The organism is Nonomuraea sp. NPDC002799, assembly GCF_053592075.1.
In genome coordinates, this window is sequence record NZ_JBSFVA010000002.1 from 361658 (window position 1) to 383797 (window position 22140).

The 22140-nt window shown below is 69.6% G+C and carries 20 protein-coding genes; 8 read left to right on the plus strand and 12 right to left on the minus strand.

Annotation, left to right across the window (positions count from 1 at the left end):
- Positions 1 to 25 precede the first annotated feature (25 nt).
- The 3 genes from ACWD0F_RS05535 to ACWD0F_RS05545 are packed head-to-tail and all read right to left on the minus strand — an operon-like array spanning position 26 to position 2810.
- A complete protein-coding gene (locus tag ACWD0F_RS05535; RefSeq protein WP_449872705.1) occupies positions 26 to 814 on the minus strand; it encodes a maleylpyruvate isomerase family mycothiol-dependent enzyme in 789 nt (262 codons plus the stop codon).
- Positions 814 to 1656, minus strand: a complete 843-nt coding sequence (locus tag ACWD0F_RS05540) for a fumarylacetoacetate hydrolase family protein (protein WP_449872706.1) — start codon at positions 1654 to 1656, stop codon at positions 814 to 816. The genes ACWD0F_RS05535 and ACWD0F_RS05540 overlap by 1 nt, the downstream gene beginning before the upstream one ends.
- Entirely contained in the window at positions 1653 to 2810 is a 1158-nt protein-coding gene (locus tag ACWD0F_RS05545; RefSeq protein ID WP_449872707.1) for a cupin domain-containing protein, read from the minus strand. Before ACWD0F_RS05545 ends, ACWD0F_RS05540 begins: the two co-directional genes overlap by 4 nt.
- Positions 2811 to 2876: 66 nt before the next feature.
- Here ACWD0F_RS05545 and ACWD0F_RS05550 point away from each other — a divergent pair, with 66 nt between their 5' ends.
- The gene (locus tag ACWD0F_RS05550; RefSeq protein WP_449872708.1) at positions 2877 to 3653 is read left to right on the plus strand and encodes an IclR family transcriptional regulator; all 777 of its coding nucleotides are present in this window, start codon (positions 2877 to 2879) and stop codon (positions 3651 to 3653) included.
- A 43-nt stretch (positions 3654 to 3696) separates the two neighbouring features.
- Here the strand turns inward: ACWD0F_RS05550 and ACWD0F_RS05555 are convergent, their stop codons facing one another.
- The 7 genes from ACWD0F_RS05555 to ACWD0F_RS05585 all read right to left on the minus strand — a co-directional run bounded on the left by ACWD0F_RS05555 (position 3697) and on the right by ACWD0F_RS05585 (position 12119).
- A complete protein-coding gene (locus ACWD0F_RS05555; RefSeq protein ID WP_449872709.1) occupies positions 3697 to 5409 on the minus strand; it encodes a CocE/NonD family hydrolase in 1713 nt (570 codons plus the stop codon).
- A gap of 14 nt (positions 5410 to 5423) precedes the next feature.
- Positions 5424 to 6353 carry an MBL fold metallo-hydrolase gene (locus ACWD0F_RS05560; protein WP_449872710.1) on the minus strand — a complete coding sequence of 310 codons (930 nt, stop codon included), beginning with the start codon at positions 6351 to 6353 and terminating at the stop codon, positions 5424 to 5426.
- On the minus strand, positions 6350 to 7279 hold the full coding sequence (locus tag ACWD0F_RS05565; protein ID WP_449872711.1) for an alpha/beta hydrolase: 930 nt from the start codon (positions 7277 to 7279) through the stop codon (positions 6350 to 6352). Before ACWD0F_RS05565 ends, ACWD0F_RS05560 begins: the two co-directional genes overlap by 4 nt.
- A 4-nt stretch (positions 7280 to 7283) precedes the next feature.
- A complete protein-coding gene (locus tag ACWD0F_RS05570) occupies positions 7284 to 8402 on the minus strand; it encodes an FAD-dependent oxidoreductase (RefSeq protein WP_449872712.1) in 1119 nt (372 codons plus the stop codon).
- Positions 8403 to 8416: 14 nt separating this feature from the next.
- On the minus strand, positions 8417 to 9370 hold the full coding sequence (locus tag ACWD0F_RS05575) for a phosphotriesterase family protein (protein ID WP_449872713.1): 954 nt from the start codon (positions 9368 to 9370) through the stop codon (positions 8417 to 8419).
- A gap of 47 nt (positions 9371 to 9417) precedes the next feature.
- Positions 9418 to 10410 carry a phosphotriesterase family protein gene (locus ACWD0F_RS05580; protein WP_449872714.1) on the minus strand — a complete coding sequence of 331 codons (993 nt, stop codon included), beginning with the start codon at positions 10408 to 10410 and terminating at the stop codon, positions 9418 to 9420.
- A gap of 98 nt (positions 10411 to 10508) precedes the next feature.
- Entirely contained in the window at positions 10509 to 12119 is a 1611-nt protein-coding gene (locus ACWD0F_RS05585; RefSeq protein ID WP_449872715.1) for an MFS transporter, read from the minus strand.
- Positions 12120 to 12313: 194 nt separating this feature from the next.
- Here ACWD0F_RS05585 and ACWD0F_RS05590 point away from each other — a divergent pair, with 194 nt between their 5' ends.
- Together ACWD0F_RS05590 and ACWD0F_RS05595 are read left to right on the plus strand one after the other, a co-directional pair.
- Positions 12314 to 12928: a TetR/AcrR family transcriptional regulator gene (locus ACWD0F_RS05590; protein ID WP_449872716.1), complete on the plus strand. Its 615-nt coding sequence runs from the start codon at positions 12314 to 12316 to the stop codon at positions 12926 to 12928.
- Positions 12929 to 13068: 140 nt separating this feature from the next.
- Entirely contained in the window at positions 13069 to 13479 is a 411-nt protein-coding gene (locus ACWD0F_RS05595) for an STAS domain-containing protein (protein ID WP_449872717.1), read from the plus strand.
- Here the strand turns inward: ACWD0F_RS05595 and ACWD0F_RS05600 are convergent.
- Entirely contained in the window at positions 13430 to 14605 is a 1176-nt protein-coding gene (locus tag ACWD0F_RS05600) for a hypothetical protein (RefSeq protein WP_449872718.1), read from the minus strand. The genes ACWD0F_RS05595 and ACWD0F_RS05600 overlap by 50 nt on opposite strands.
- Before the next feature lie 121 nt (positions 14606 to 14726).
- Between ACWD0F_RS05600 and ACWD0F_RS05605 the strand changes: the two genes are divergently transcribed.
- Entirely contained in the window at positions 14727 to 15050 is a 324-nt protein-coding gene (locus ACWD0F_RS05605) for an STAS domain-containing protein (protein ID WP_449872719.1), read from the plus strand.
- Between the two features lie 26 nt (positions 15051 to 15076).
- On the opposite strand, the gene ACWD0F_RS05610 is transcribed toward ACWD0F_RS05605, so the two are convergent.
- On the minus strand, positions 15077 to 15898 hold the full coding sequence (locus ACWD0F_RS05610) for an alpha/beta fold hydrolase (protein WP_449872720.1): 822 nt from the start codon (positions 15896 to 15898) through the stop codon (positions 15077 to 15079).
- A 504-nt stretch (positions 15899 to 16402) separates the two neighbouring features.
- Between ACWD0F_RS05610 and ACWD0F_RS05615 the strand changes: the two genes are divergently transcribed.
- The 4 genes from ACWD0F_RS05615 to ACWD0F_RS05630 all read left to right on the plus strand — a co-directional run bounded on the left by ACWD0F_RS05615 (position 16403) and on the right by ACWD0F_RS05630 (position 22131).
- The gene (locus ACWD0F_RS05615; RefSeq protein ID WP_449872721.1) at positions 16403 to 17695 is read left to right on the plus strand and encodes an ABC transporter substrate-binding protein; all 1293 of its coding nucleotides are present in this window, start codon (positions 16403 to 16405) and stop codon (positions 17693 to 17695) included.
- A 64-nt stretch (positions 17696 to 17759) separates the two neighbouring features.
- Complete coding sequence (locus ACWD0F_RS05620) at positions 17760 to 18737, plus strand: carbohydrate ABC transporter permease (protein ID WP_449872722.1); 978 nt, start codon at positions 17760 to 17762, stop codon at positions 18735 to 18737.
- A complete protein-coding gene (locus tag ACWD0F_RS05625; RefSeq protein WP_449872723.1) occupies positions 18734 to 19636 on the plus strand; it encodes a carbohydrate ABC transporter permease in 903 nt (300 codons plus the stop codon). The genes ACWD0F_RS05620 and ACWD0F_RS05625 overlap by 4 nt, the downstream gene beginning before the upstream one ends.
- 86 nt (positions 19637 to 19722) lie before the next feature.
- Positions 19723 to 22131 (plus strand): glycoside hydrolase family 10 protein, encoded by a 2409-nt coding sequence (locus ACWD0F_RS05630; RefSeq protein ID WP_449872724.1) that lies wholly within the window; start codon positions 19723 to 19725, stop codon positions 22129 to 22131.
- The last annotated feature ends 9 nt before the right edge of the window (positions 22132 to 22140 follow it).

Here is a 22140-nt window from a genome sequence, read left to right on the forward strand (position 1 = left end):
TTGCTCTCCTCGATGCCGTGCGCGCTCACAACCACGCCGGCAGTGCCGGAGCGGGGGAGCCGTCGGTCGTGGTCAGGGCATGCGGGCGGCCGGCGAGGTACGCCGCGACCTCCGCGAGCGGGCCGGTGACCGCGATGGCGTCGTCTTCACCGGACAGTTCCCAGCGGTCGCCGGTGTCGGCGGCGGTGAGGACGATCGCGGGCCCGGGAGCGCTGCCGCGCTTGCCCGCGATGTCGTCGGACAGAGCGGCCAGGAAGCCGGCAGGCAGGTCGGCGAAGGAGACACCGGTAGGCAGGTCGGCGGTGGAGACACCGGCGGCCAGGCCCGCGTTGGAGACACCGGCAGGCAGGCCCGCAGAGACACTGGCGGCCAGGTCGACGGCGTGCACGCAGACCTCGCGCGAACGCAGCCACGGGATCTCGGTCGCGGGGACCGTGCGGCCCTGGGCGGTGACCACCTCGGCGGCCCACTGCCCGGCGCTCAGGGCAGCGGTGCCGGCGGCGAGCCGGTCCGCGGACGCGTGCAGCCAGGCGGCCAGTTCGGCGGCCGGCTTCTGGGAGCCGGCCGCGATGTCGGCGTCGCGCTGGTCCATCGAGGAGTACATCGGGCTCTTCTCGCCGGTCGCGGCCCAGCGCACCAGGTTGCTCAGCGCGTCGGCGTTCGCCGCCACGTGCGCCACCAGGTGCTTGCGGGTCCAGCCGGGCAGCCCGGAGGGGGCGAGGTACTGCTGCTCACCCCACCCGGCGACGGCGTCGAAGAACAGCCGGGTGCCCGCCGCACTCCAGCTCAGCGCGTCCTCGAACGTGCGGCGCATCAGGCTGAGCCCTCCTTGGCCACGGTGTTCCGGAGCCGGCCGATGCCCTGGATCTCGGTGACGACGTGCTCGCCGCCGGTCAGGTAGCGCTTGGGGTCGCGGGCGTGACCGACGCCGCCGGGGGTGCCGGTGGCGATGATGTCGCCGGGGTTGAGTCGGACCACCGTCGAGACGTACTCCACCAGCGCGACCGGGTCGAAGAGCAGGTCGCCGGTGGTGTCGTGCTGCACGACCTCGCCGTCGACGGTGCACTCGACGTCGAGCTCAGGGCGTACGCCGCCGGGCAGCTCGTCCGGGGTGACGACGTACGGGCCGACCGGGGTGGAGGAGTCCCACATCTTGCCCTGCAGCCACTCGCGGGTGCGGAACTGCCAGTCGCGGCAGGTGATGTCGTTGAGTACGGTGAACCCGGCGATCGCGGCCTCGGCCCGCTCGCCCCTGGCCCGGCGGACCGGCGCGCCGATCACCACGGCGAGCTCGGCCTCCCAGTCGAACGCGGTGGTCTCCTCAGGGCGGGCGATCTCGTCGGCGGCGCCGATGAGACAGTCGGCGAACTTCGCGAACAGGGTGGGGTACTCCGGCAGATCGCGGCCCATCTCCTGGATGTGGTTCTTGTAGTTGAGCCCCACGCAGACGACCTTCGACGGGCGCGGGACGACCGGCGCGAAGTCGGCGCCCTCGACGGGGTAGGTCCTGACGGCGTTCGCGGCCGCGGCCCGCTCGGCCCAGCCGTCCTGGGAGAGGAGCTCGCCGAGGTCGGTGGCGCCGAGGTCGGCCAGCCGGTCACCGTCGAGTCGCACGGCCCGGGTCGAGCCGTTGACGCGGAGGGTGGCGAGCTTCATCGGGTGGTCCCTTCGATGTGGGTGCGGTTGAGCTGGAGGGCCTCGAAGACCGGGGCGTCACTGAACCGGAACAGGTCCAGCGAGCCGGAGTCGGAGTCGGTGGCGCCGGCCTCGGATCGGGCGGAGAACGGCTCCCAGGAGGGGACGACGAAGAGGTCGCCGCGGGTGACCGGCCAGGTGCTGCCGCCGACGGTGACGGTGCCGGAGCCGTCGAATACCTGGTAGACCGACGATCCGGTCTCGCGGACCGGGGCGGTCTCCGCGCCCCGGACGACGCGGTGCATCTCGACGCGGATCGTGGGCAGCACGTCGGCGCCCGTGGCCGGGTTCGTGTAGCGGACGGCGGCGTGGCCGGGCTCGACGGTGCCGCCGAAGCCCTCGGACTCAAGAGCGAGCTGGTCGGTCAGGGCGCGGTCGGTGAACTCCCACTTGTAGGACAGCAGCGGGGTGCCCGGGGCGAGGTCGCCGATGGACAGCGGACGCAGCCCGGGGTGGGCCCACAACCGCTCGGAACGGGAGCGCTCGGGTGTGATGCGCTCGGCGTCGCTGATCTCGTCGCGGCCGAACTCGAAGAACTGCGCTTCGGAGACGTACTGGAACGGGATGTCGAGGCCGTCGATCCAGGCCATCGGCTCGCCGGTCGCGTTGTGGTGGGCGTGCCAGTTCCAGCCGGCCTGCGGCAGGAAGTCGCCGCGGCGCATCGGTACGGCGTCGCCGTTCACGACCGTCCACACGCCCGCGCCCTCGACGACGAAACGGAAGGCGTGCTGGGTGTGGCGGTGCTCGGGGGCGTCCTCACCGGGCATCAGGTACTGGATCGCGGCCCACAACAGGGGCGTCGCGAAGGGACGGCCGCCGAGGCCCGGATTCGCCAGCGCGATCGCCCGCCGCTCGCCGCCGCGGCCGACCGGGACGAGGTTTCCGGCCTGCTCGGCGAGCCCGCGCAGGTTCTCCCAGCGCCACAGGTGCGGCACCGCGCGCGAGTGGGGATGCGCCGGCATCAGGTCGCCGATCTCCGTCCACAGCGGCACCAGCAGCTCCTGCTCGAAACCGCGGTAGAGGTCTTCGAGCGCGGGGGTGACGTCGGGCTGGCCCGGCGCGTCGGCCGCACGGAGCCGCACCGGGGACTTCGGCGTGGTCACAGGGGTGCTCATGCGGCTAATATTGCTCCTGTCCCACTCTGCGGGACACAGAATTCTGCTCTGCAGAATCGAGAGGTCATGGACAAGCCACTGAAGACTCCGCCCGCCTACCTGATCAACAGTGTCGACCACGCGTTGCGGATCGCCGCGATGTTGCAGATGGAGGGCGGGCTGACCGTCTCGGAGGTGGCCGAGCGGCTGGGTGTGGCCCGCTCCACCGCGCATCGGCTGCTCGCGATGCTGGTCTACCGGGACTTCGCGGTCCAGGACGATCGGCGCCGCTACCGGCCGGGCCCGGTCCTGGAGCTCGCCGCCCACTCGCCCTCGGTCGCGTCCCGGGTGCGGGCGGCGGCCCTGCCGCACCTGCACCGGCTGGTCGGCGTGCTCGACGAGTCCGTCAACCTGGCGGTGCGCACCGGTGACACGGTCCGGTTCGTCGCCAGCGTCGAGTGCGGCCAGAGCCTGCGGGTGGGGTCCCGCGAGGGCATGGTGTTCCCGGCGCACCGCACCACGGCGGGACTGCTCCTGCTGGCCGAGCTGACCGGCGAGGAGCTGGAGGCGGTCTACCCGCCCGAGCGGTACGCCGGCCGTCCCGCCGACCGGCCCGACCTGGCACGCCTGCGGACCGAGCTGGCCCGGGTGCGGCGCAACGGTTTCGTGCTCAACCAGGGCCGTTCGGAGCGCGGCGTGGTGGCGCTCGGCGTGCCGCTCCGGGCCCCGGACGGAAACGCCCTCGCCGGCCTGTCGGTGTCGATGCCGAGCGGACGCTACGAGCGGCACCGGTTGCCGTCACTGGTCCACGCCCTGTCCCGCACCGCAGGCACCATCGAGGCCGATCTCGCCCGCTCCGCCTGAGGACGAAGCCGGCGGTAGGCGTTCCTCGTGACGGGCGGACGGATCACCGCTTCGTGAACGGCAGCACGAGCCGGGACCGGTGGGCGGCGTCGCGATAGATCTTGTGGGTGACGGGACGGCCCACCGGCAGGTGGAACGCGTCCGGCGGCAGCAGCGCGTTGTGCGCGTCGGCCGGCGGCTCGTCGTTGGACAACTCGGCCACCAGACGGTGGCCAGGGGCGAACGCCGCCGCGAACGGGTAGAGCCGCAGGACGTACTCCTCGATCTTCCCGGGCTCGACCGGCACGGCGCGGGTGTGCGGGTGGTACGGGTCGCCCTCGGTCGTCCGGTCGTCCAGCTCGCGGTGCGACGCCTTGAGGAAGCCCGTGGTGATCAGCTGGCGGTCACCGTTCGGGGCGACGTCCCACAGCCGCAGGATGAAGTTCGTGTCATCCTGGTCGATCTCGGCGAACAGGTGCGCCGCACCGGCGCCGATGAGCTCCACAGGCTCCTCGAACGGCTCGGTGCTCCATCTGACGATCTCCACCTGGTCGGTCACCGTCAGCGGTGCCTGGTAGAAGCCGTCCGGGGCGGCGTGCTCGGCGCCCATCAGCTCGGGCTCCGCGGAGAGCTTGTGGCGCGGGCGCAGATACAGCGGCCGGTACTCGATCTCCTTCGGCGGCCACTGCGCCGCGGTGACCACCTCGCGCGAGCCCTCGACGAAGACGCTCACGGCCGGCTCGTCCATGATGCCGGTGTCGATGCCCTTGAGCCAGTGGTCGTACCAGCGGAACATCTTGTCGTGCTCCTCGATCCAGGGGCGCGACTGCATCGGCGGATAGGACCCGATGTCCAGCTTCTTGGGGCCCTTCAGCACGTCGAACAGCTCGATGTGGCCGTCCACGGTCCAGCCGCGTCCCTGGTCGATCTGCAGATAGACCGGTATGTCGATGTTCTGGGCCAGCGTGATGGGGTTGCGCTCCTCGTACCACTCGCCGTCGAGGTCGTTCATGACGATGTCGAACCAGAACTCGCGGTTCTTCGGATACTTCAGCACGTGCACGAGGTTCGGCCAGGCGGCCACGTCCGGGTCCTGGAGCCGCTCGTCGACGAGCTTCTTGAGCTTCTCGGGGGAGTGGACCTGCTGCATGCGGGACCTGACGTCGGTGTGCGCGATGCCGGAGTCGCCGCCGCGTCCCTCGCGGGCGGCCCGCGGCATGAACCACATGACGCCGCCGTGGTAGGTGGTCTCGTAGAAGTCGAAATGGCCGCCGCTGACGAAGATCGCCTTCAGGTGCGGCGGCCGCTCGGCCGCGGCGAGCACCTGCATCGACCCGAAGTAGGAGATGCCGATCATGCCGACGTTCCCGTCGCACCACGGCTGCCCGGCGACCCATTCGATGAGGTCGTACAGGTCCTGGCCCTGGGGGACGCCACCGGCGTTGTAGTTGCCGATCATCACGCCGCCGGAGTCGCCGGTGCCCCGCATGTCGCCGATGACGTGCACGTAGTCCTCCTTGACCACGCGCGCGATGTCGCCGGCCTCGACGCAGCCGTCCCACATCGGGCTGGGACGACGCTGCGGCGGCGTGGTGAGGGCGAGGGCCTGCAGCTCCTTGCCGTACGCGCTCATCGCGATCAGCGCCGGCCGCGGCTTGTCCTCCGTGCCGTGGTAGGCGTCCACGGCGAGGGTGACCCCGTCGCGCATCGGCACCCGCAGATCCTTGCGGACCGCGATCGTCCGCTCGCCCGCCTGAATCATCTGGAAGTCGGCCATGAGTACGAAGTCCTCTAGTTCTGGGTGAAGTGCGGTCGGTAGCCGTGCATCGACGTGAAGAACGGCGACGGCTCCAGCGTGGGGTCGCCGGTGTAGCCGAGGCTCTCGGCGACCGGGGCGAACGGGGAGTAGGGCGAGTCCGTCTCCCGCAGGCCGTCCTGAAGGCAGCGGCGAGCCGCTTCGCCGACACCGGCCTCGATGTCCAGGCTCTGCTGGAGCGCCGCCCGTGCCTGGACGGCGTCCAGCTCGACGCCGTACGGCACACCATCCACGCCGCGGTACGGATGCCCGAGGTAAAGGTGCAGCGGCCGGATCTCGTCGCGCAGGAACCGCAGGCCCGCGCGGTACGCGACCGGATCCGCGTAGCCGGGGAAGCCGTTGGCGGCCCCGTGGACCTGGACGGCGTCACCGGCGAACACGGAGCGCTGGCCGTCGATCACGTAGGCCACCGATCCGGGTGTGTGGCCCGGGATCGCGTGGACGGACACGGTGACGTCGCCGCCGAGCGAGAGGGTTTCGCCGCCGTTCAGCAGCATGGCCGGCTCCATCTCGCCGGAGATGACGGCGCCGGCCGCGGCCGTCACCTTCGCCGCGCCCTCGGGGTCGTTCAGGTACCGCCCCCGGCCGTGGAGGTACTCGTCCACGTGCGCCCGGCGCGAGCGCACCATCGGGGCGTCGGCCTCGTGGATGACCACCCGCGCGCGCCGGCCGGTGAGCTCCCACAGGGCGTGGGCGCCGCCGACGTGGTCGATGTGCCCGTGGGTCAGCAGGATCCAGCGCACGTCCTCGATGCGCCGCCCGATGGCCGCGAGCGCGGGGGCCATGCCCTCGGCGGGCGAGGAGGCGATCCCGGTGTCGACGATGGCCGGCTCGGGGGCGTCGATGAAGAAGCTGTACAGACCGAACCGGCCCCACGGCGAGACCAGGGGATGAACGTCCGTCATGACGCGCTCCCCCTCAGGAAGGCGGCGGCCTCCTCGAAGACCCGGTGATAGGCCGGGATCCAGGAGAAGTGCTGCACGAAGCCGTGGCCCGCGCCCGGGTAACGGCGCACCGTGACCTCGGCCCCGGCCTCTTCGAGGCGCCGACCGTAAAGTTCGCCCTCGTCGCGCAGCGGGTCGTACTCCGCGGTCACGATCAGCGCGGGCGGCAGACCGGTCAGGTCCGCCCGCTTGATCGGCGAGACCAGCGGATCGGCCGGGTCGGCGCCGCTGCCGAGGTAGAAGGCGTTGAACGGCCGCAGCCCCGCCGTCTCCATGCCGTACCCGACGGCGTTCTCGCGCAACGAGGCGTAGCGGTCGACGTCGAAGTCGAGATCGAGCGACGGATAGAGCAGCACCTGGTGGGTGATCCGGTCGAAGCCGTCGTCGTGCGCCAGACCGGCGACCGCGGCGGCGAACGTGCCGCCGGAGCTGTCACCGGCGACGGCCAGCGTGGTGCCGTCCCAGCCCAGGCTCTCGCCGTGCTCGGCGGCCCACCTGACGGTGGCGTAGCAGTCGTCGAGACCGGCCGGGAAGGCGTGCTCGGGCGCCAGCCGGTAGCCGACGGAGACGACCTTGAGCCCGGTCTCCTTGGCCAGGGAGCGCGCGACGTGGTCGTGGGTCTCCAGGCTGCCGAGGAAGAACGCGCCGCCGTGGAAATAGAGCAGGATGCCGTACGCGCCGGCCTCGACCGGCGTGTAGATCCGTACCGGGACCTGCCCGGCGGCGGTCTGTGCGGTGAGATCCTCGACGGAGTGCAGCGGCAGGCGGCCGGCCACGGGCGGGACCTGGGACTCCTCACCTGCGCGCATCGCCGCCGGGTTCAGCGGGCCGGGCGGCGGCGCCGGCAGGCCGGCGAGGACGTGGGCGATGTCGGGGTGCAGGGGCATGCCGTCACGCCCTCGCCTGGAGGGACGCGGGCGTCTGGCCGGGGAAGACGTCGCTGATCTCGTCCTCGGTCCAGCCCTGGCGCGAGATCCGCTGCAGCTCGTCGGTCACCGGCTTGCGGATGGCCTGGTAGCGCGCCAGCGCCTCCTTGACGGAGCCGGCCTCCTTGAGTGCGTCGGCGAGGGCGCCGGCGTCCAGGATCGCCGAGTTCGCGCCCTGGCCCTGGTGGTGCAGCATCGAGTGGGCCGCGTCGCCCACGAGGACGACGGAGTCCGAGTGCCACGTGTCGACCGCGTCGATGTCGTAGACGGCGCGGCAGTTGACGACGTCCATGTCCAGGTCGCGGGTGATGCGTACGATCCGTTCGTCGAATCCCTCGACGGTCTTCAGCAGGTCCTCCTTGGTGACCTTCGGCGCCCAGGTGCTGTCCGGGCACAGGGCGGTGATGTCGAAGGAGACCTGGCTGCGGTGGCGCAGCGGCAGGAAGTAGATCTTCGTGCCCCGGCCGATGTACATCCGGAGGTTGTCGTCGACGGCCATCCCCCGGGCGTCGCCGACGGAGATCACCGCGCGGTAGGCGTGCTCGCCGGAGAAGACCGGCTGGTTGTCGCTGAGCAGTTGCCCGCGCACGACCGACTTGATGCCATCGGCGCCGACCACCAGGTCGGCGGTGACCGACGCGCCGTTGGCGAAGGTCAGCGTGGCCCGGTCACCCTCGTCCTCGACGCTCTCCAGCTTGTGCCCGAGGTGCACCATGCCCTCGGGGAGCACGCCCAGGAGGGCCTCGATGAAGTCCCCGCGGTGGATGAGGTGGGTCTTGCCGCCGAAGGTGTCGATCTCCGGCCACTCCTCCCGCATGATCGAGTCCGCGGTGGGGGTGAGGATCTCGAAGTAGTCGCTCGGTGAGCTCACCCTCGCGATGGCGTCGAAGATGCCCCACTGGCGGAAGCGGTCCATGGTGGAGGGCCGCAGGCCGATGCCGGCGCCGACCTCGCGGATCCTGCTCGCCTGCTCGTAGACGTCGACGGTGGCGCCGAGCAGGCTCAGGGCCTTGGCCGCGGCGGCGCCCGCGTACCCCGCGCCGACGATGGCGATGTTCAGGTTCTTCAGATCGGAGATCTGCATGCGTCTCGTCCTTGTCAGTTCTGGATCGCCAGGAAGCCGGCGGGGTTGTCGACGAAGATGGTCCTGATCGCGGCCTCGTCGAGACCGGCGGCGCGCAGGTCCGGGATGAGGTCCTCGAAGAGGTAGTTGACGGTGTGGCCCTGCACCCCCGGCCAGCCCAGCGGGCTGCAGTTGGCGTCGGCCGAGGCGAGCACCTTGCCCAGGTGCCCCTGGCCGATGAACCGGAGGAAGTGGTCCAGCCGCTCCTTGCGCGGCCGGGCCCAGAAAGGCGGGTCGGCGAGCTCGGTCTCGTAGCCGAAGGTGTCGAAGCCGACCCGGCCGCCCTGCTCCGCGATCCAGGTGTCGCGGGTCTTGTCCGCGTTCACACCGTCGTCGACGTGCCCGAACAGGACGCGGTCGAGCGGGAGGCCCTCCGCGTTGAAGATGGCGATCGCGTTCTCGGCGTCGATCGCGAGGTGGGTCAGGATGGGCACGCCGGTGGTCAGGGCGGCGCGGGCGGCGGCGCGGTAGATGCGCTTGTCCAGGTCCGTCATGCGGCCACCGCGGCTCACGCCGACCTTGATGATGCCGGCCCGGCCGCCGGTGCCGCCGATGCCGGCGGTGATCTCGTGGATGAAGTGCTCGGCCAGGTAGTCCACGCTCGCCCGGGCGAAGAACGGCAGCGCGGTGTCGCCGCCGACGAAGCCGGTGCTCGCCACGATGTGCACGCCGGTCCGCGCGGACAACGACCTGTAGTAGTCGACGTCGCGGCCGTTGCAGATGCCGGTCGCGTCGACGAACGTGCCGCCGCCGTACTCGTGGAACCGGCGCAGCTTCGGGACGGTCTCGGCGTAGCGCTGCTCGGGGGTCTTCCACCACTTCGTGTCCAGCTCGGAGCCCGGCATGCCGTACCCGATGTGCTCGTGGACGGCCACGAGGCCCAGCTCTTCGGCCGGGATCGGCCCCAGGACGGTGTTCACTCTCGGCACGGCACTCACCTTCAACGGAAGAACGATGGTCTTGGGCTGTCGCGCGCTCAGCGCACCGACAGCAGGTCGCGCGGGTTGTCCACGAGGATGCGCGAGACGTCCTCGTCGCGCAGGCCCTGTGCCTTGAGCAGCGGGACGAACGTGGTCAGGACGTAGCTGTAGGGCACGTCGCCGGCCGGGTGGCCCTTGGCGACGCCGGTCGCGTTGCTGGAGAGCAGGATCCGGTCGCCGTGGCCGGCCTCGATCAGCCCGGCGACCAGGGCGGCGCGCTCGGCGCCGGTGACGTGGGCGTCGTCCTCGGTGCCCGCGTGGTCGAGGGCGACGTAGGCGCCTTGGGCCGCGACCTTGAGCGGCGCGCCGGCCGCGACGGCGTCCTTGCGGTCGAGCCCGCCGACGACGACGCGGCCGGCCGGCACCTTCTCGTCCAGGACGACCTGGAGGTCGTGCACGGCGTCGTTCCCGAAGCGGATGGACAGCGGGACGCCGGTGGCCAGGGCGGCGCGGGCCGCGCCGCGGAACAGGCTCTCGTCGGTCGCGGTCATGCCCGTCCGGGTCGCGGCGGTGGCCACCAGGCCGGCGGCGCCCCGCCGCTCGACCCGGGGAACCACCATGCCCTCGGTGACCTCCTCGGCGAAGAGATCGGCGAACTTCCCGGCCGGCCACGGCGTCGGGGGGTTGGTCTGCGGCGTCAGGAAGTAGCCGCCGAGCAGCTCCTCGGGGCCCTGGCCCGCCGACGCGACGATGTGCACGCCGGTCGTGCGCGACAGGGCCTCGTACAGCCGCACGTCGCGCCCGTGGAACATGCCGGTGTTGTCGACGATCGTCCCGCCGCCGTGCTCGCGGAAGTCGTTCAGCTTGGCGGCCAGGGTCTCGAAGATCTCGGCGCGGTCGATGGTGACGTCGAACGCGTACTCCGCTCCCGGAAACACCGACAGCAGGGCCTCGTGAATCGCGACGACCCCCAGCTCCCGCCCGGGAACGGGGCCGAGGACGGTGTTGACGGTGCTGTCGGCGGTCTTCCCGGCAGTCTGGGCACCCATCGCTGCCCCTCCTTTCGACGTGTGACGCGTCACGTAGATTTAACATGACGTAAACCGATTTTCCAACAAGTAAGTTGAATAATCTACCTGTATGTAGATCACTCGGCGGGGACGAGCTCCTCATCGCTCAGGGGCGCCACGACGTCGGCACGCTCCGCGCCGAACAGCCCGAACAACGTCAGAGCCGCGGCGGCGGCGGCACAGAGGCCGGCGACCAGGAAGGCGAGGTTGTAGGCGCTGCCGAGCGATTCGAGCGCGAGCACGTGCAGGCTCTCCGGCATCGGCACCGGCGGCAGGTCAGGACCGGCGCCGGGCACGACCGGCATCGAGTTGATCGCCATGGCGCCACTCCCGTGGGCGATGCCGCCGGCGATGTCGGTGTAGGGCGGCTTGAGCCCGGACGCGCCGATCGAGCTGCCGAAACCGGCGATCAGGTCGCTGTTCGCCCGGCTGACCGCGAACGCGGCGATGAGCACCGGGCCGAGCGCGAAGCCGAAGTCGCGCAGCAGGTTGGTGGTGGCGCTGGCCATGCCCGCGAGCCGCAGCGGAACGGCGTTGATCGCGACGGCCGTGATCGAGCCGACGGTGAGCGCGAAGCCGACGCCGAGGGCCAGCATCGGAGCGATGAACCGCGTCCAGTCCATGTCGTGGACGTCGAACGTCGAGCACCAGGCGCCGCTGACGGCGATGAGGGCGAAACCCGCGGTGAGCACCCAGCGCGGCGAGAAGTTCCGGATCAGGTGGGAGACGGCCGCCATCAGCACGAAGGCCGGCCCCTGGATGAACAGGAACAGCAGGCCGATCTTCAGCGCGCTCTGGTGCTGGATCGCGCCGAGCCAGATGCTCATCGAGTAGCAGATCGCGAGGAAGGCGAACATGCCGACCACCGTGGCGATCGCCACGATCGCGTACGCACGGTTGGCGAAGATGTTGAGGTGCAGCAGCGGGACCTCGGCCCGCAACTCGACGACGACGAAGGCGCCGAGGAGCACGACGCCCGCGACGAAGGCGCCGATGATCTCGGGGCGGGCGAAACCGGCTTCGGAGCCCTGCGTGGCGGCGAAGAGGATGGCGATCAGGCCGAGCGCCAGCGTGATCTGGCCAGGGATGTCCAGCTTGCGCCCCTCCGGCGCCGCCGAGTCGGCGGCGAACTGGCTGATGACGATCGAGGCGACCGCCGCCGCGATCACCACGAGGTACGACGTCCGCCAGTCGCCCTCGGCGGCCAGCCACCCGCCCATCAACGGGGAGATCGCCGCACCGATCGAGAGGAAGCCGGCCCAGACGGCGATGGCCTTGGAACGGGCCTCCTGCGACGGGCTGACCGCGGCCAGCATGGCGAGCGAGATCGGATAGAGGATCGCGGCGCCGAGACCCGCGACGGCCTGCCCGATCCACAGGATCTGGACCGTTCCGGCGACATAGCAGACGAGCGAGCCGGCCACGGTCAGCACGGCGCCCGCCTGCAGCAGCCGCTTGCGGCCGAACAGGTCGCCGATCACGCCGGTGGTCAGCTCGAAGACGACCATGGGGATGGCGAAGGCGGCCGTGACCCAGGTCAGCTGGGCGCCGGTGGTCTGGAATTCCTGCTGGAGGGTGCCATTGAGCGCGCCGGGCAGCGAGTACGCCACTTGCGCGAGGAGTACGGCGAAGCAGCCGGCGACCACCGTTGCGGTGTAGCCCTGCTTGCGCGCGGCGATCTGCGTCATTGCGATGTCTTCCTTGTCGATGGGCCGGACGATCGGTTCCGGCCGCTCGGGATCGGCTCCCCCGAGGTGAGCACGACCACCTGTTTGATGTGCAAGGTGTCACATGACTTGACATGGCGACAAGAGTTTGAGCAGTCCGTATTAAGAACGATCAGTAAGAGCAGAACACAGCCGTGGTGCTCTATGCTGGCCGGATGGCGACGCTTCGTGCGGCACAGCGGGAGATGACGCGCAAGCTCCTGCTTGACGCCGGCCTGGACCTGTTCGGGTCGAAGGGTTATGCGACGACGACGGTCGACGACATCGCGTCGGCGGCCGGGACGACGCGGGTGACCTTCTACGCGTACTTCCCGTCCAAGGTCGATCTGATGAAGGCCCTCGTCTCGGAGCGGCTCAACGCCGCGCTCGACCGGTTGCCCTCCGCCGAGCACGGGTCGACCGAGCGTGAGCTGGTCGCCGTGGTCGAGGACGGCTCGCCGGCGCGGATCCGCGCGTGGCTCGCGTCGGCCTCGGACCGATGGGACGTGATCCGCCCCTACACCACGGCCGCCTTCGAGGCCGCGGCCGTGGACGCCGAGATCCGCACGCTGCTCGACGAGTGGCTGAACGAGGCCATCGGCGACATCAAGGAGGGGCTCGACCGGGCCGGCCGGTTCCCGCCCGGAACCCGCCACCTGCGCGGCGTCATCGCCATCACCGAGCTCGACCACGTCGCGCGCCACTGGAAACCGGGGACCTGGGGTGCCGGCCGCGACGCGATGCTGGACGTCCTGACAGAGAGCTGGGCCGGCTCGATCGGGCGCCACTGAGCGCTGGGCCGTGCCCGGCCGACGGTGCTGTTCACGCAGGACGGATCGAGGGGTACGCTGCCGGTCATCCGGTTCTATGCAGGATGATGGCCGGCCGTTGCTGAGATGTGCGCCGGGAAGTCGTCTATCAAGGACCTCCCATGAACGCAGACGACCGCTCCGCAGACGGTTTCACCGTGTCCGTCGGCATGCACGAGGACTATCTCGTGGTCCGCGTGGCCGGCGAACTCGACTACCAGCACGCCGCCCGGCTGCACGAGCGGATCAACTACGCCTGGCGGGTGACCCCGTCGTCCGGAGTGGTCCTTGACCTGGGCGGGGTGAGCTTCTGCGACTCCATGGGAGTGGGCGTTCTGGTGTTGCTGCTGAGGCAGAGCCGCGAACAGCGGTCCCCCTTGGTGCTGTCCGACGTGCCGGCCCTGCTGAAGAGAATCCTGCACGTCACCGGCCTGCGCTCGGCGTTCCGGGTGGCCCCGACCGTCGAAGCGGCCATTGAGAGCATCAAGGCGGCGCCGGAGCCGGAAGGCGCGGACGACGTCGGCCCGGTCTAGCGCCGTCGTCGATGACCCGCTCCGACGGCGGCTTCTCGCCGCCCATGAGGGCATCCCGCATTCTCTCGAAGCGTTCGTGGGCCTCCTGGACGTAGCCGGTGCCGATGGTGGTGTAGTCGATCTGGGTGGCGATCAGCTCGCGCAGGTAGCCCTTGTTCGGCTCGAAGGTGACCGGCGCGGGCAGTTCGGGGGCGCACACCTGCTCGGGGTCGCGGCCGTCGTGCTTCTTGAACAGCTCGGCGGCCAGGCGCAGGTGCTCCAGCTCCATGGTGAGGTGCAGCTCCCAGACGGCCTTCACCTTGGGGTCGGACTCGGTCTGCAGGAAGGAGTGGTAGAGGTAGCACTCGTTGTACTCGTGGTTGAGCAGCATCTCCCACCAGCTCTCGCCGGGGTCGACGAGGGATTCGTAGTGGGTGACGTGCTCTTCCTCGATGAGGCCGATCTCCTGGTAGAGCCGGCGGGCGATGGGCTCCATGTAGGTGGGGCCGACGTTCAGGTAGAAGTTCATGGTCTGCTGCTCGGCCGACATGATGGTCAGGGCGTGCAGCTTGGAGATGGGCGCGGCCGAGCTCTTGTCGTAGGGCTCGCGGACGTTGTCGATCGGGTCGCGGTGGTGCAGGTGGGTGGGGCGGCCGGGCATGACCTCGGTGAGCCGGTCGACGATCTTCTCGGCCTTGCGGTGCTCGATCAGCTCGTACAGGTTGGCGTAGCGGTAGAGGTGGTCGAAGTCCTCCAGCACGCCGAACTCATAGGCCTGCCGCAGATACCGGTCGGGCTCCATGCGGGCGACCCAGGCGGTCAGGTCGACGGCGACCTGCTCGTAGGCGATCGTGGTCTCCAGCACCGAGGCCACGCCGGGCAGCAGCCAGTTGACCACCTTCTGCTGCTGGGCCTCGATGTAGCGCACCCGGGCCAGGTGTCGTTTGAGCTCCAGGTCGGGGCAGTGGCGGGCCATCCGGTGGCTGAACATGATCGCTTCGACCTCGATGCCGTTCATCGTGATGATGCGGCACCGGGTGTAGGGGTCGGCGTGGTCGGGGTCGATCGGGGTGACGTTCAGCTCGCGCCAGTTGCGGAGCTGCCTGTCCAGGGGGATGCCCCGCTCGCGCAGCGGATTGAAGGTCATGTGCGTGGGCTCCTTGCGCCGGCGTGAAAGGTGCGGGTTGCCCGCCTCTTCGAGGCTTCCCGGCGCAACCTCTGCCCGCCCCCGCGCACGACCCTGGACTCGGCAAGGATCGTGGCTGCCCATGCCCGCGTGCCGGGCCTTCACCAAGCTGACCCGCAGCCTTCCAGCGGTTGTCAAAGTTCGCCAGTCGCTGCAGAACGAGGGCCCGCGGCTCATCATCGAGGTGAGCCGGCTGGACGGCCTCGACCTCGCCGGCGCCGATCTTCTGGCAGACCTGTCACGCCGGATACGGACTCGCGGCGGCCGGCTGGCGCTGGCCGGCGTGCAGGAGCCGGTCCGGCGAGTCCTGCACCAGCACGGCGCGGCCGGCCTGATTCCGGTGTATCCCTCGGTGGCCGACGCCGTGCTCAGCCTTGACCGGCTCGACCAGAACGAGGCTGAGTGATCTCCCGGGTTCGCCGGGCGAGCTCGTCAGCGGCCGAGGATGTCGCGCAGTCGTGCGGCGTAGGCGCGGGGGTGGGTGGTGTTGCCGTTGTGGCCGCCGGGGAACTCCTCCGGGCCGGTGCCGAGCAGGCCGGCCAGCGCGACGGCGCACTCGTGGTCGAAGACGGTCCGGGGCGTGGTCTGTCCTGAGGCCGGGATGATGCGGGTCGAGGCGGTGGTCAGCGCGGCGACGTCGATGGTGTCGTGGAGGACGGCGGTGAAGTCGTGCTCGACGAAGAAGCCGAAGTTGCGCATCCGCTGGGGCGTCATCGGCTGCGGGGTGAGGCCGGCTTCGGCGCCGGGGTTGGCGGGGTCGATGCCGAGCACCTGGGCGATCGCCTTGAGGGTCGCGCCAAGGCCGTCCTTGCGGTGGATCTCCTGGATCTCCCGCAGCTCCGCCTCATGGTGGGCGCGCTGTCCTGCGGGGAGCAGGCGCGGGGTGACCGGCTCGTGCGCGATGAGCACGCTGATCTGGCCGGGGTGACGCAGGGCCAGGTGGAGGCCGATCGAGGCGCCGAGGCTGCAGCCCAGCATGAAGGCGGGTCCGTCGGTGAGCTCGGTGAGCAGGTGGTGCACGTCGTCGGCGTGCTGGGCGAGGGTCACGCCCTGGGCGGGGTCGGTCAGGGTGCTGCGGGACAGGCCGCGACGGTCGTAGGTGATGACGGTGTAGGCGTCGGTGAGCCGGCCGACGAGGTCGGTGCTGCGGCCGGCGTCGCCTTCGCCGCTCTGGGAGATCAGCAGCGCCGGACCGGTGCCCCGCACTTCGTAGTAGAGGGTGGCGCCGGAGACGGGCAGGTGGCCGGTGGTCATGGTGGGTCCTTCGCTGAGCGATCGGTGGGCCTGACCTCACCGACTATAAATCATCAAATCTGATGTATCAACCTTGATGGATTTCGACTCGTGGAGGCGGAGTAGACCTGTTCCTGCTGGACTGCACGCTGATGAGAAGCGGTGAAGGGGCGCTGCCTGCGCGGGGCTCGGTGAGGGGCCGGCCATGGAGGAGAAAGGACTATACCAGTGGGACCTCCTCGTGAACGGATGTGCACCAATCGGTGCCGAGATGGTTGCGGGCGCCCCAGTGGCCGGCCGGGCGGGTGGCTGACTGCTTCTCTCGTCAGGATGAAAAGCAGCAGGTGGAAAGCTTCTGTGCCCATTTTCGCGACGCCTCGCCCGCTGCTCGGCCGACATGTGTCCCATGGGGATGAGTGGGACATAAGTGGCAGTCTTGACAAAATGGTATATACCTATTAGCTTTCCAGGCCATACCACTCAGTCAGGGCCTGCGGTGACGACGGCCGAACGCGGGAGTTAAAGATGATCAGACGAAGGGCCGTTGCAGCCGGTGCCATCCTCGCGAGCACGGTGCTGTTGTCCGCCTGCGGCCTCTCCGGAACGGACGACGGCGCCCAGCCGACGGCCGCCGGCGAGGTCACCGGCGCGGTCACCGGCAAGGTGACGTTGCAGACCTGGAACCTCAAGTCCGGGTTCGCCGACTACATCGAGGGCGTCATCGCCGGCTTCGAGAAGACGTACCCCGGGACCAAGGTCACCTGGCTCGACCAGCCCGGCGACGGTTACGAGGAGAAGCTGCTCACCCAGGCGAGCGCGGGCGAGCTGCCGGACGTGACCAACACCACGCCCGTCTTCAGCTACCAGCTGGCGAAGGAAGGTCTCCTGGTCGACCTCGACTCGGTCGACGACTCGCTCAAGGCGACGTACGTCCCGGGCTCGCTGGCCGCCTTCCAGTTCAACGGCCAGAAGGGCACCTACGGTTACCCGTGGTACATCACCACGGAGCTGAACTACTGGAACACCGCCACGATGGCCGCCGGCGGCCTCGACGCGAAGACCCCGCCCACGTCCCTCGACGAGCTGGTCGCGCAGGCCCGCACGCTCAAGGAGAAGTCCGGCGGCAAGTCGTTCCTGATGAGCAACAAGCCGTACATCGGCACCTTCACCGCGGCCGGCATCCCCGTCATCAACGAGGACGGGACGAAGTTCATCTTCAACTCGGACCAGGCCGTCGCGCTGCTCGACACCTACCGGGCGGCGTTCAAGGACGGGCTGCTGCCCAAGGACGTGCTCACCGACGACTTCCTCGGGAACACGCAGTTGTTCACCAAGGGGTCGGTGGCGTGGACCACCGCCGGTGGCAACTTCATCGGCACGGTGCTGGAGAGCAACCCCTCGCTGAAGGGGAAGATCGGGTCCTCGCCCTACATCGGGACGGCTCCGCTCTCCGTGCAGGGTGTGTCGGTGCCGAAGTCGTCGAAGAACCTGCCCGCCGCGAAGGCCCTGGCGCAGTTCCTCACCAACGCCGCGAACCAGGAGGCGTTCGCCAAGCTGGTCCCCGGCATCTTCCCCTCGACCACCGCGTCGCAGGCGAACGCCGCGTTCGGCGAGAGTGACGGGACTCCGGAGGGCGACGCCAAGGCGATCGCCTTCAAGGCCCTGACGCAGGCGACGGTGCCTGAGCCGGTACAGCTCACCGGGGCGATGTCGACGTACGTCAACCAGCAGATGGCGGCGGCCATGACCGGGGAGCTGACGTCCAAGGAGGCGCTCGACGCCGCGGTCGCCAAGTGCAACCAACTGCTCGCGCAGTAGGGCGCAAGGTGGTGCCGGGCCGGAGCACACCGGCCGGCCCGGCGCACGGATCGGGAAAGCGCAGATGACCAAGATCAAGACACTGCTTCGCCAGGACTCGTCCGTGAAGCCGCACAGCCCGGACTCGGCCGGCTCGCCACCTGCGGGTGGCCGGCCGGCGGCCGTGCAGGTCCGCACCCACTCCTGGTTCACCCCGTGGTTGTTGTGCCTGCCGGCGATCGTGTTCCTCCTCCTGTTCAACGTGTGGCCCGCGCTGAACGGGACGGTACTCGCCTTCACCAACGCCAAGCTGCTGACCGGCGGGCAGTTCACCGGCCTGGACAACTTCGGCCAGATGATCGGCGACGATCAGCTCGCGTCGGCGCTGTTGAACGCCGTGATCTATCTGGCCGTGTGCCTGCCGATCCTGCTCCTGCTGCCGCTGGGCCTGGCGCTGCTCGTGGAGAAGAAGCTGCCGGGCATCACGTTCTTCAGGACGGTCTTCTACACGCCGGTCGTCGCGTCGGCCGTGGTCGTCGGTCTCATCTGGACCTGGCTGCTGGACGACAGCGGCGCGATCAACTCGATGGCGAAGAACCTCGGGTTCATCAGCGAGTCGATCCCGTTCCTGACCGACCGATGGCTGGTGGTCCTCAGCGCGATCACCCTGACGATCTGGAAGGGCCTCGGCTACTACATGGTCATCTACCTGTCGGCTCTCGGCAGTGTGCCCCCCGAACTCCACGAGGCGGCCGCGGTCGACGGCGCCGGAGCGTGGCGCCGGTTCTGGGCGGTGACCGTGCCGGGTGTCCGCAACACGATGCTCCTCGTCGCAATCCTCATCACGGTGGGCGCCCTGCGGGTGTTCTCCGAGCTGTACATCCTGACGAACGGCTCCGGCGGAGTCGGCGGGGACGCCTCCTCGGTCGTCATGCTGATCCAGATGTACGCCCGCGGCTTCAGCGGCAACCTCGGCTACGCCTCGGCCCTGTCGTTGTTGCTGTTCTTCGTCACGCTGGGACCGCTGCTCCTTCTCGCACGTATCAACAGGGTGAAGCCGTGACCTCCACATCGGCGCAGGTCCGCCCGGACCAGAAAGCCAAGGCCAGGCCGCGGCGCGGATACCGGGGGTTCGCCTCCATGTCCACGCGCGAGAAGGTCATTCGTTACCTGCTTCTCGTGCTCGTGCTGGTCATCACCGTCGGGCCGTTCATCTGGCAGTTGTCCACCTCGTTCAAGGGCGCGGGTGAGGACATCTACACGCAGACGCCGTCCCTGCTGCCCCAGGACCCGACGCTGGCCAACTACGTGACGGCCGCCGAGACGGTCCCCATCCTGGGGTTCGCGTGGAACTCCCTCCTCGTGGCCGTGATCTCCGTGATCGGCAACGTCGTGGGGACCACCATGGCCGGTTACGCGCTCACCCGGCTGCGCTTCCGCGGCGCCAAGCTGATCCTGGGCGTCATCCTGGCGAGCATGCTGATGCCGGCCGAGGCGACGCTGGTGGCGCAGTACCTGACGATCCGGTCCATGGGCCTGACCGACACGCTGCTCGGCGTCGCCCTGCCCGGGGCGATCGGCATGCTCAACATCCTGCTCATGCGGACCGCGTTCCTCGCGATTCCGAAGGAGCTCGACGAGGCGGCGATCGTCGACGGCGCGAACGCGTGGCACCGCTTCGTGCGCATCGGACTGCCCAACGTGAAGGGCATGATCGCCGTCGTCTCGGTCTTCGCGTTCATCGCCGCCTGGGACGACTTCCTCTGGCCGTTGCTCGTGCTGACCACTCCGGAGAAGCTCACGCTCACCGTCGGGCTGGAGTATCTGCACGGGACGTTCTCGGCCAACCCGCGGGTCATCGCAGCCGGAACGATGATCGCTTTCTTCCCGGTGGCCATCTTCTTCGGCCTCCTCCAGAGGTACTTCTTCCGCGGCGTCGACGCCGGCGCCGTCAAGGGATGACTCATCCCGAGAAACCATTCCGATCGGATTTGTACAGATCGGCAGAATTCCCACAGGGAGCCATCATGGGTGTTCATCGACGTGCCGTGTTAAAGGGAATCGTTGCCGGCGCGGCCGGCGCGCTCGCCGCGCCGGGGTTGTCATGGGCCGGGGAGGCGTCGGCCACCAGCTCGGAGGCCGGCGCCGAGGTGTCGGCCGTCACCGTGGATCAGGTCACCGTGCAGGCCGCGGACGGGACCCGCTGGCCCATCAACGCGACGGACGGAGCCAGATGGGAGGGCATGCTCGTCCAGTACACCCCTGATTACGGCTTCACCACGTTCACGAACCCGTGGGGTGCCGAGGTCGCGCTCGAAGCGACCAAGGAGCCCAACCAGTACCGTGTGACAGCCGTGAACTCGGCCCTGGTCGACTCGTCGAAGAGCGGCAACACCACCATCCCCGCGAACGGCATGGTGCTCAGCGCCGGGCCGGGAGGCGCCCAGGACGCGGTCGCGTTCGTCACCGGGCACTTCGCCGTCGGGGACACCGTCACGATCCTCCGGCCCACCACGGTCGACTCCTCGCAGGTGGCGGCCGCGTTGGACCCCACGGCGGAGTCCAACCCCGACGGCGCGGCGTTCCCCGGCTTCCGGGGTGCGGACCAGCTCCTCATCTACACGCCGGCCTACGGCAAGTCGACGGGGACCAACCAGTGGGGCTACGAGCTGATCGTCCAGGGCGGTGTCGTCTCGGCGTTGGCCGGCGCGAACACGGTCATCCCGGCCGACGGTTTCGTCCTGAGCGGCCACGGCACCATGGCGACCTGGCTCCAGCAGAACGGGCTCGTCGGCGCGGAGGTGAAGCTCGACGGCAAGACCGTGTCCGTGCACCGGGACGTGACCATCAACATCGTCAGTGCGAAGGACGAGGTCGAGGAACTCGCCGCCGGTGTGCAGGAACGGCACGACGCGTTCGTCAACGCGCCTTTCGACGCCGCCTTCCAGGGCCTCGCGGCAGCTCGCGGCTGGCTCGCGAAGGCGGAGGCCGCCAAGGGCACGGACGACCAGAAAGTCCTGTTCTACTGCAGTGCGGCCATCACCGCGGCCCGGGAAGCGTCCTATCGTTCCCTTCCGAGCCGCCCGGCCGACGCGCGCGGCGTGTGGTACCGGCCGGTGGAGAAGAACGCCGAGCAGATCGCGGCGACGCTGGCGAAGATGAAGCAGACCGGCGTCAACGAGCTGTACCTGGAGACCCTCTGGGGCGGGTACACGCTCTACCCGAGCAAGGTCAACGTGGCGCATGACCTGCCCGCGCAGCGCCCGGAGTTCGCGGGCTTCGACCCGTTGCGGGCCTGGAAGAGGGAGGCGGACCGCCAGGGGATCGCGCTGCACGCGTGGATCGACGGGCTCGCGGTCGGCAACGAGCTCGGCGACGGTCTGGGCCCCATCCTCACCAAGCATCCGGAGTGGGCCGCGGTCGGCCGTGACCACGTCGAGGACGGTAAGCCGTCGACGTCGCCGAACGGCTTCTACTGGCTCGACGTCACCGACCCGGTGGCCCACACCTACTTCCTCGATCTCTGCGCGGAGATGGTGCGGGAGTACCGCCTGGCCGGCATCGACCTCGACTACATGCGCTACCCGGACGAGAGCGACTGGCAGCACAGCTTCAACTTCTCCGACGACGCCCGCCGCGTGTTCCAGGAGCGGGAAGGTGTCGATCCGATCACCCTGAACCCGGACGAGACTCCCGAGCCCTGGGCGAAGTGGACGGCGTTCGTGGGGGAGGAGGAGACGCGCATGGTCGCGGACATCTTCCGGACGATCAAGGCGAACGATCCGGCGGCTGTCGTGTCCGAGGCCCCGGAGGCCGGCACCGAGGCGCGGAAGATCGGGCAGTGGTCCGAGATCGTCGACGTGGTGATCGCCCAGGCGTACACGGAGAATCTCGAAGCCCTCCGCGCGACGGTCGTCGAACACCGCGACAAGATGACCGGCGGGCAGCTCATCTACACCGGCATCGGGTCGATGTACAACCGCGCCGGGAGCCACGCGACGATCCGGCAGTCCGGGGCGGCCGAGGACATCGACACCGGGACGATCATCTTCGCCTTCGGGCAGGCGGGTCCCGCACACGTGCGGGCACTGTCGATCGGCCCGTGGCGCGCACCGGCCATCCCGCCGGGCCAGCGCCCCGTGGCCGCGGCGCGGGCGCTCCTGGAGGAGAGCCGCGACGAGATCGGCAAGCGCTACCTGCCGCGCAACGGAATGGCGCCCTCCGTCGCCACGTCGCTGACCGCCGAGATCAAGGCCCTGGCGCGTGCGCTCGACCGGGATCGTCCGTCCGACGCGGAGCTCACGTCCACCGACAAGCGGCTGGACGCGCTCGCGGGCACCATCCAGCAGCTCACCGGCAAGGGCAAGATCAAGTCCGCTGTAGCGCTTCAGATGACCGAGCAGATCACCCGCTGCCGCTCCATCATCGACTACGCGATCAAGCGGCACATGCGTTGACCACGATGA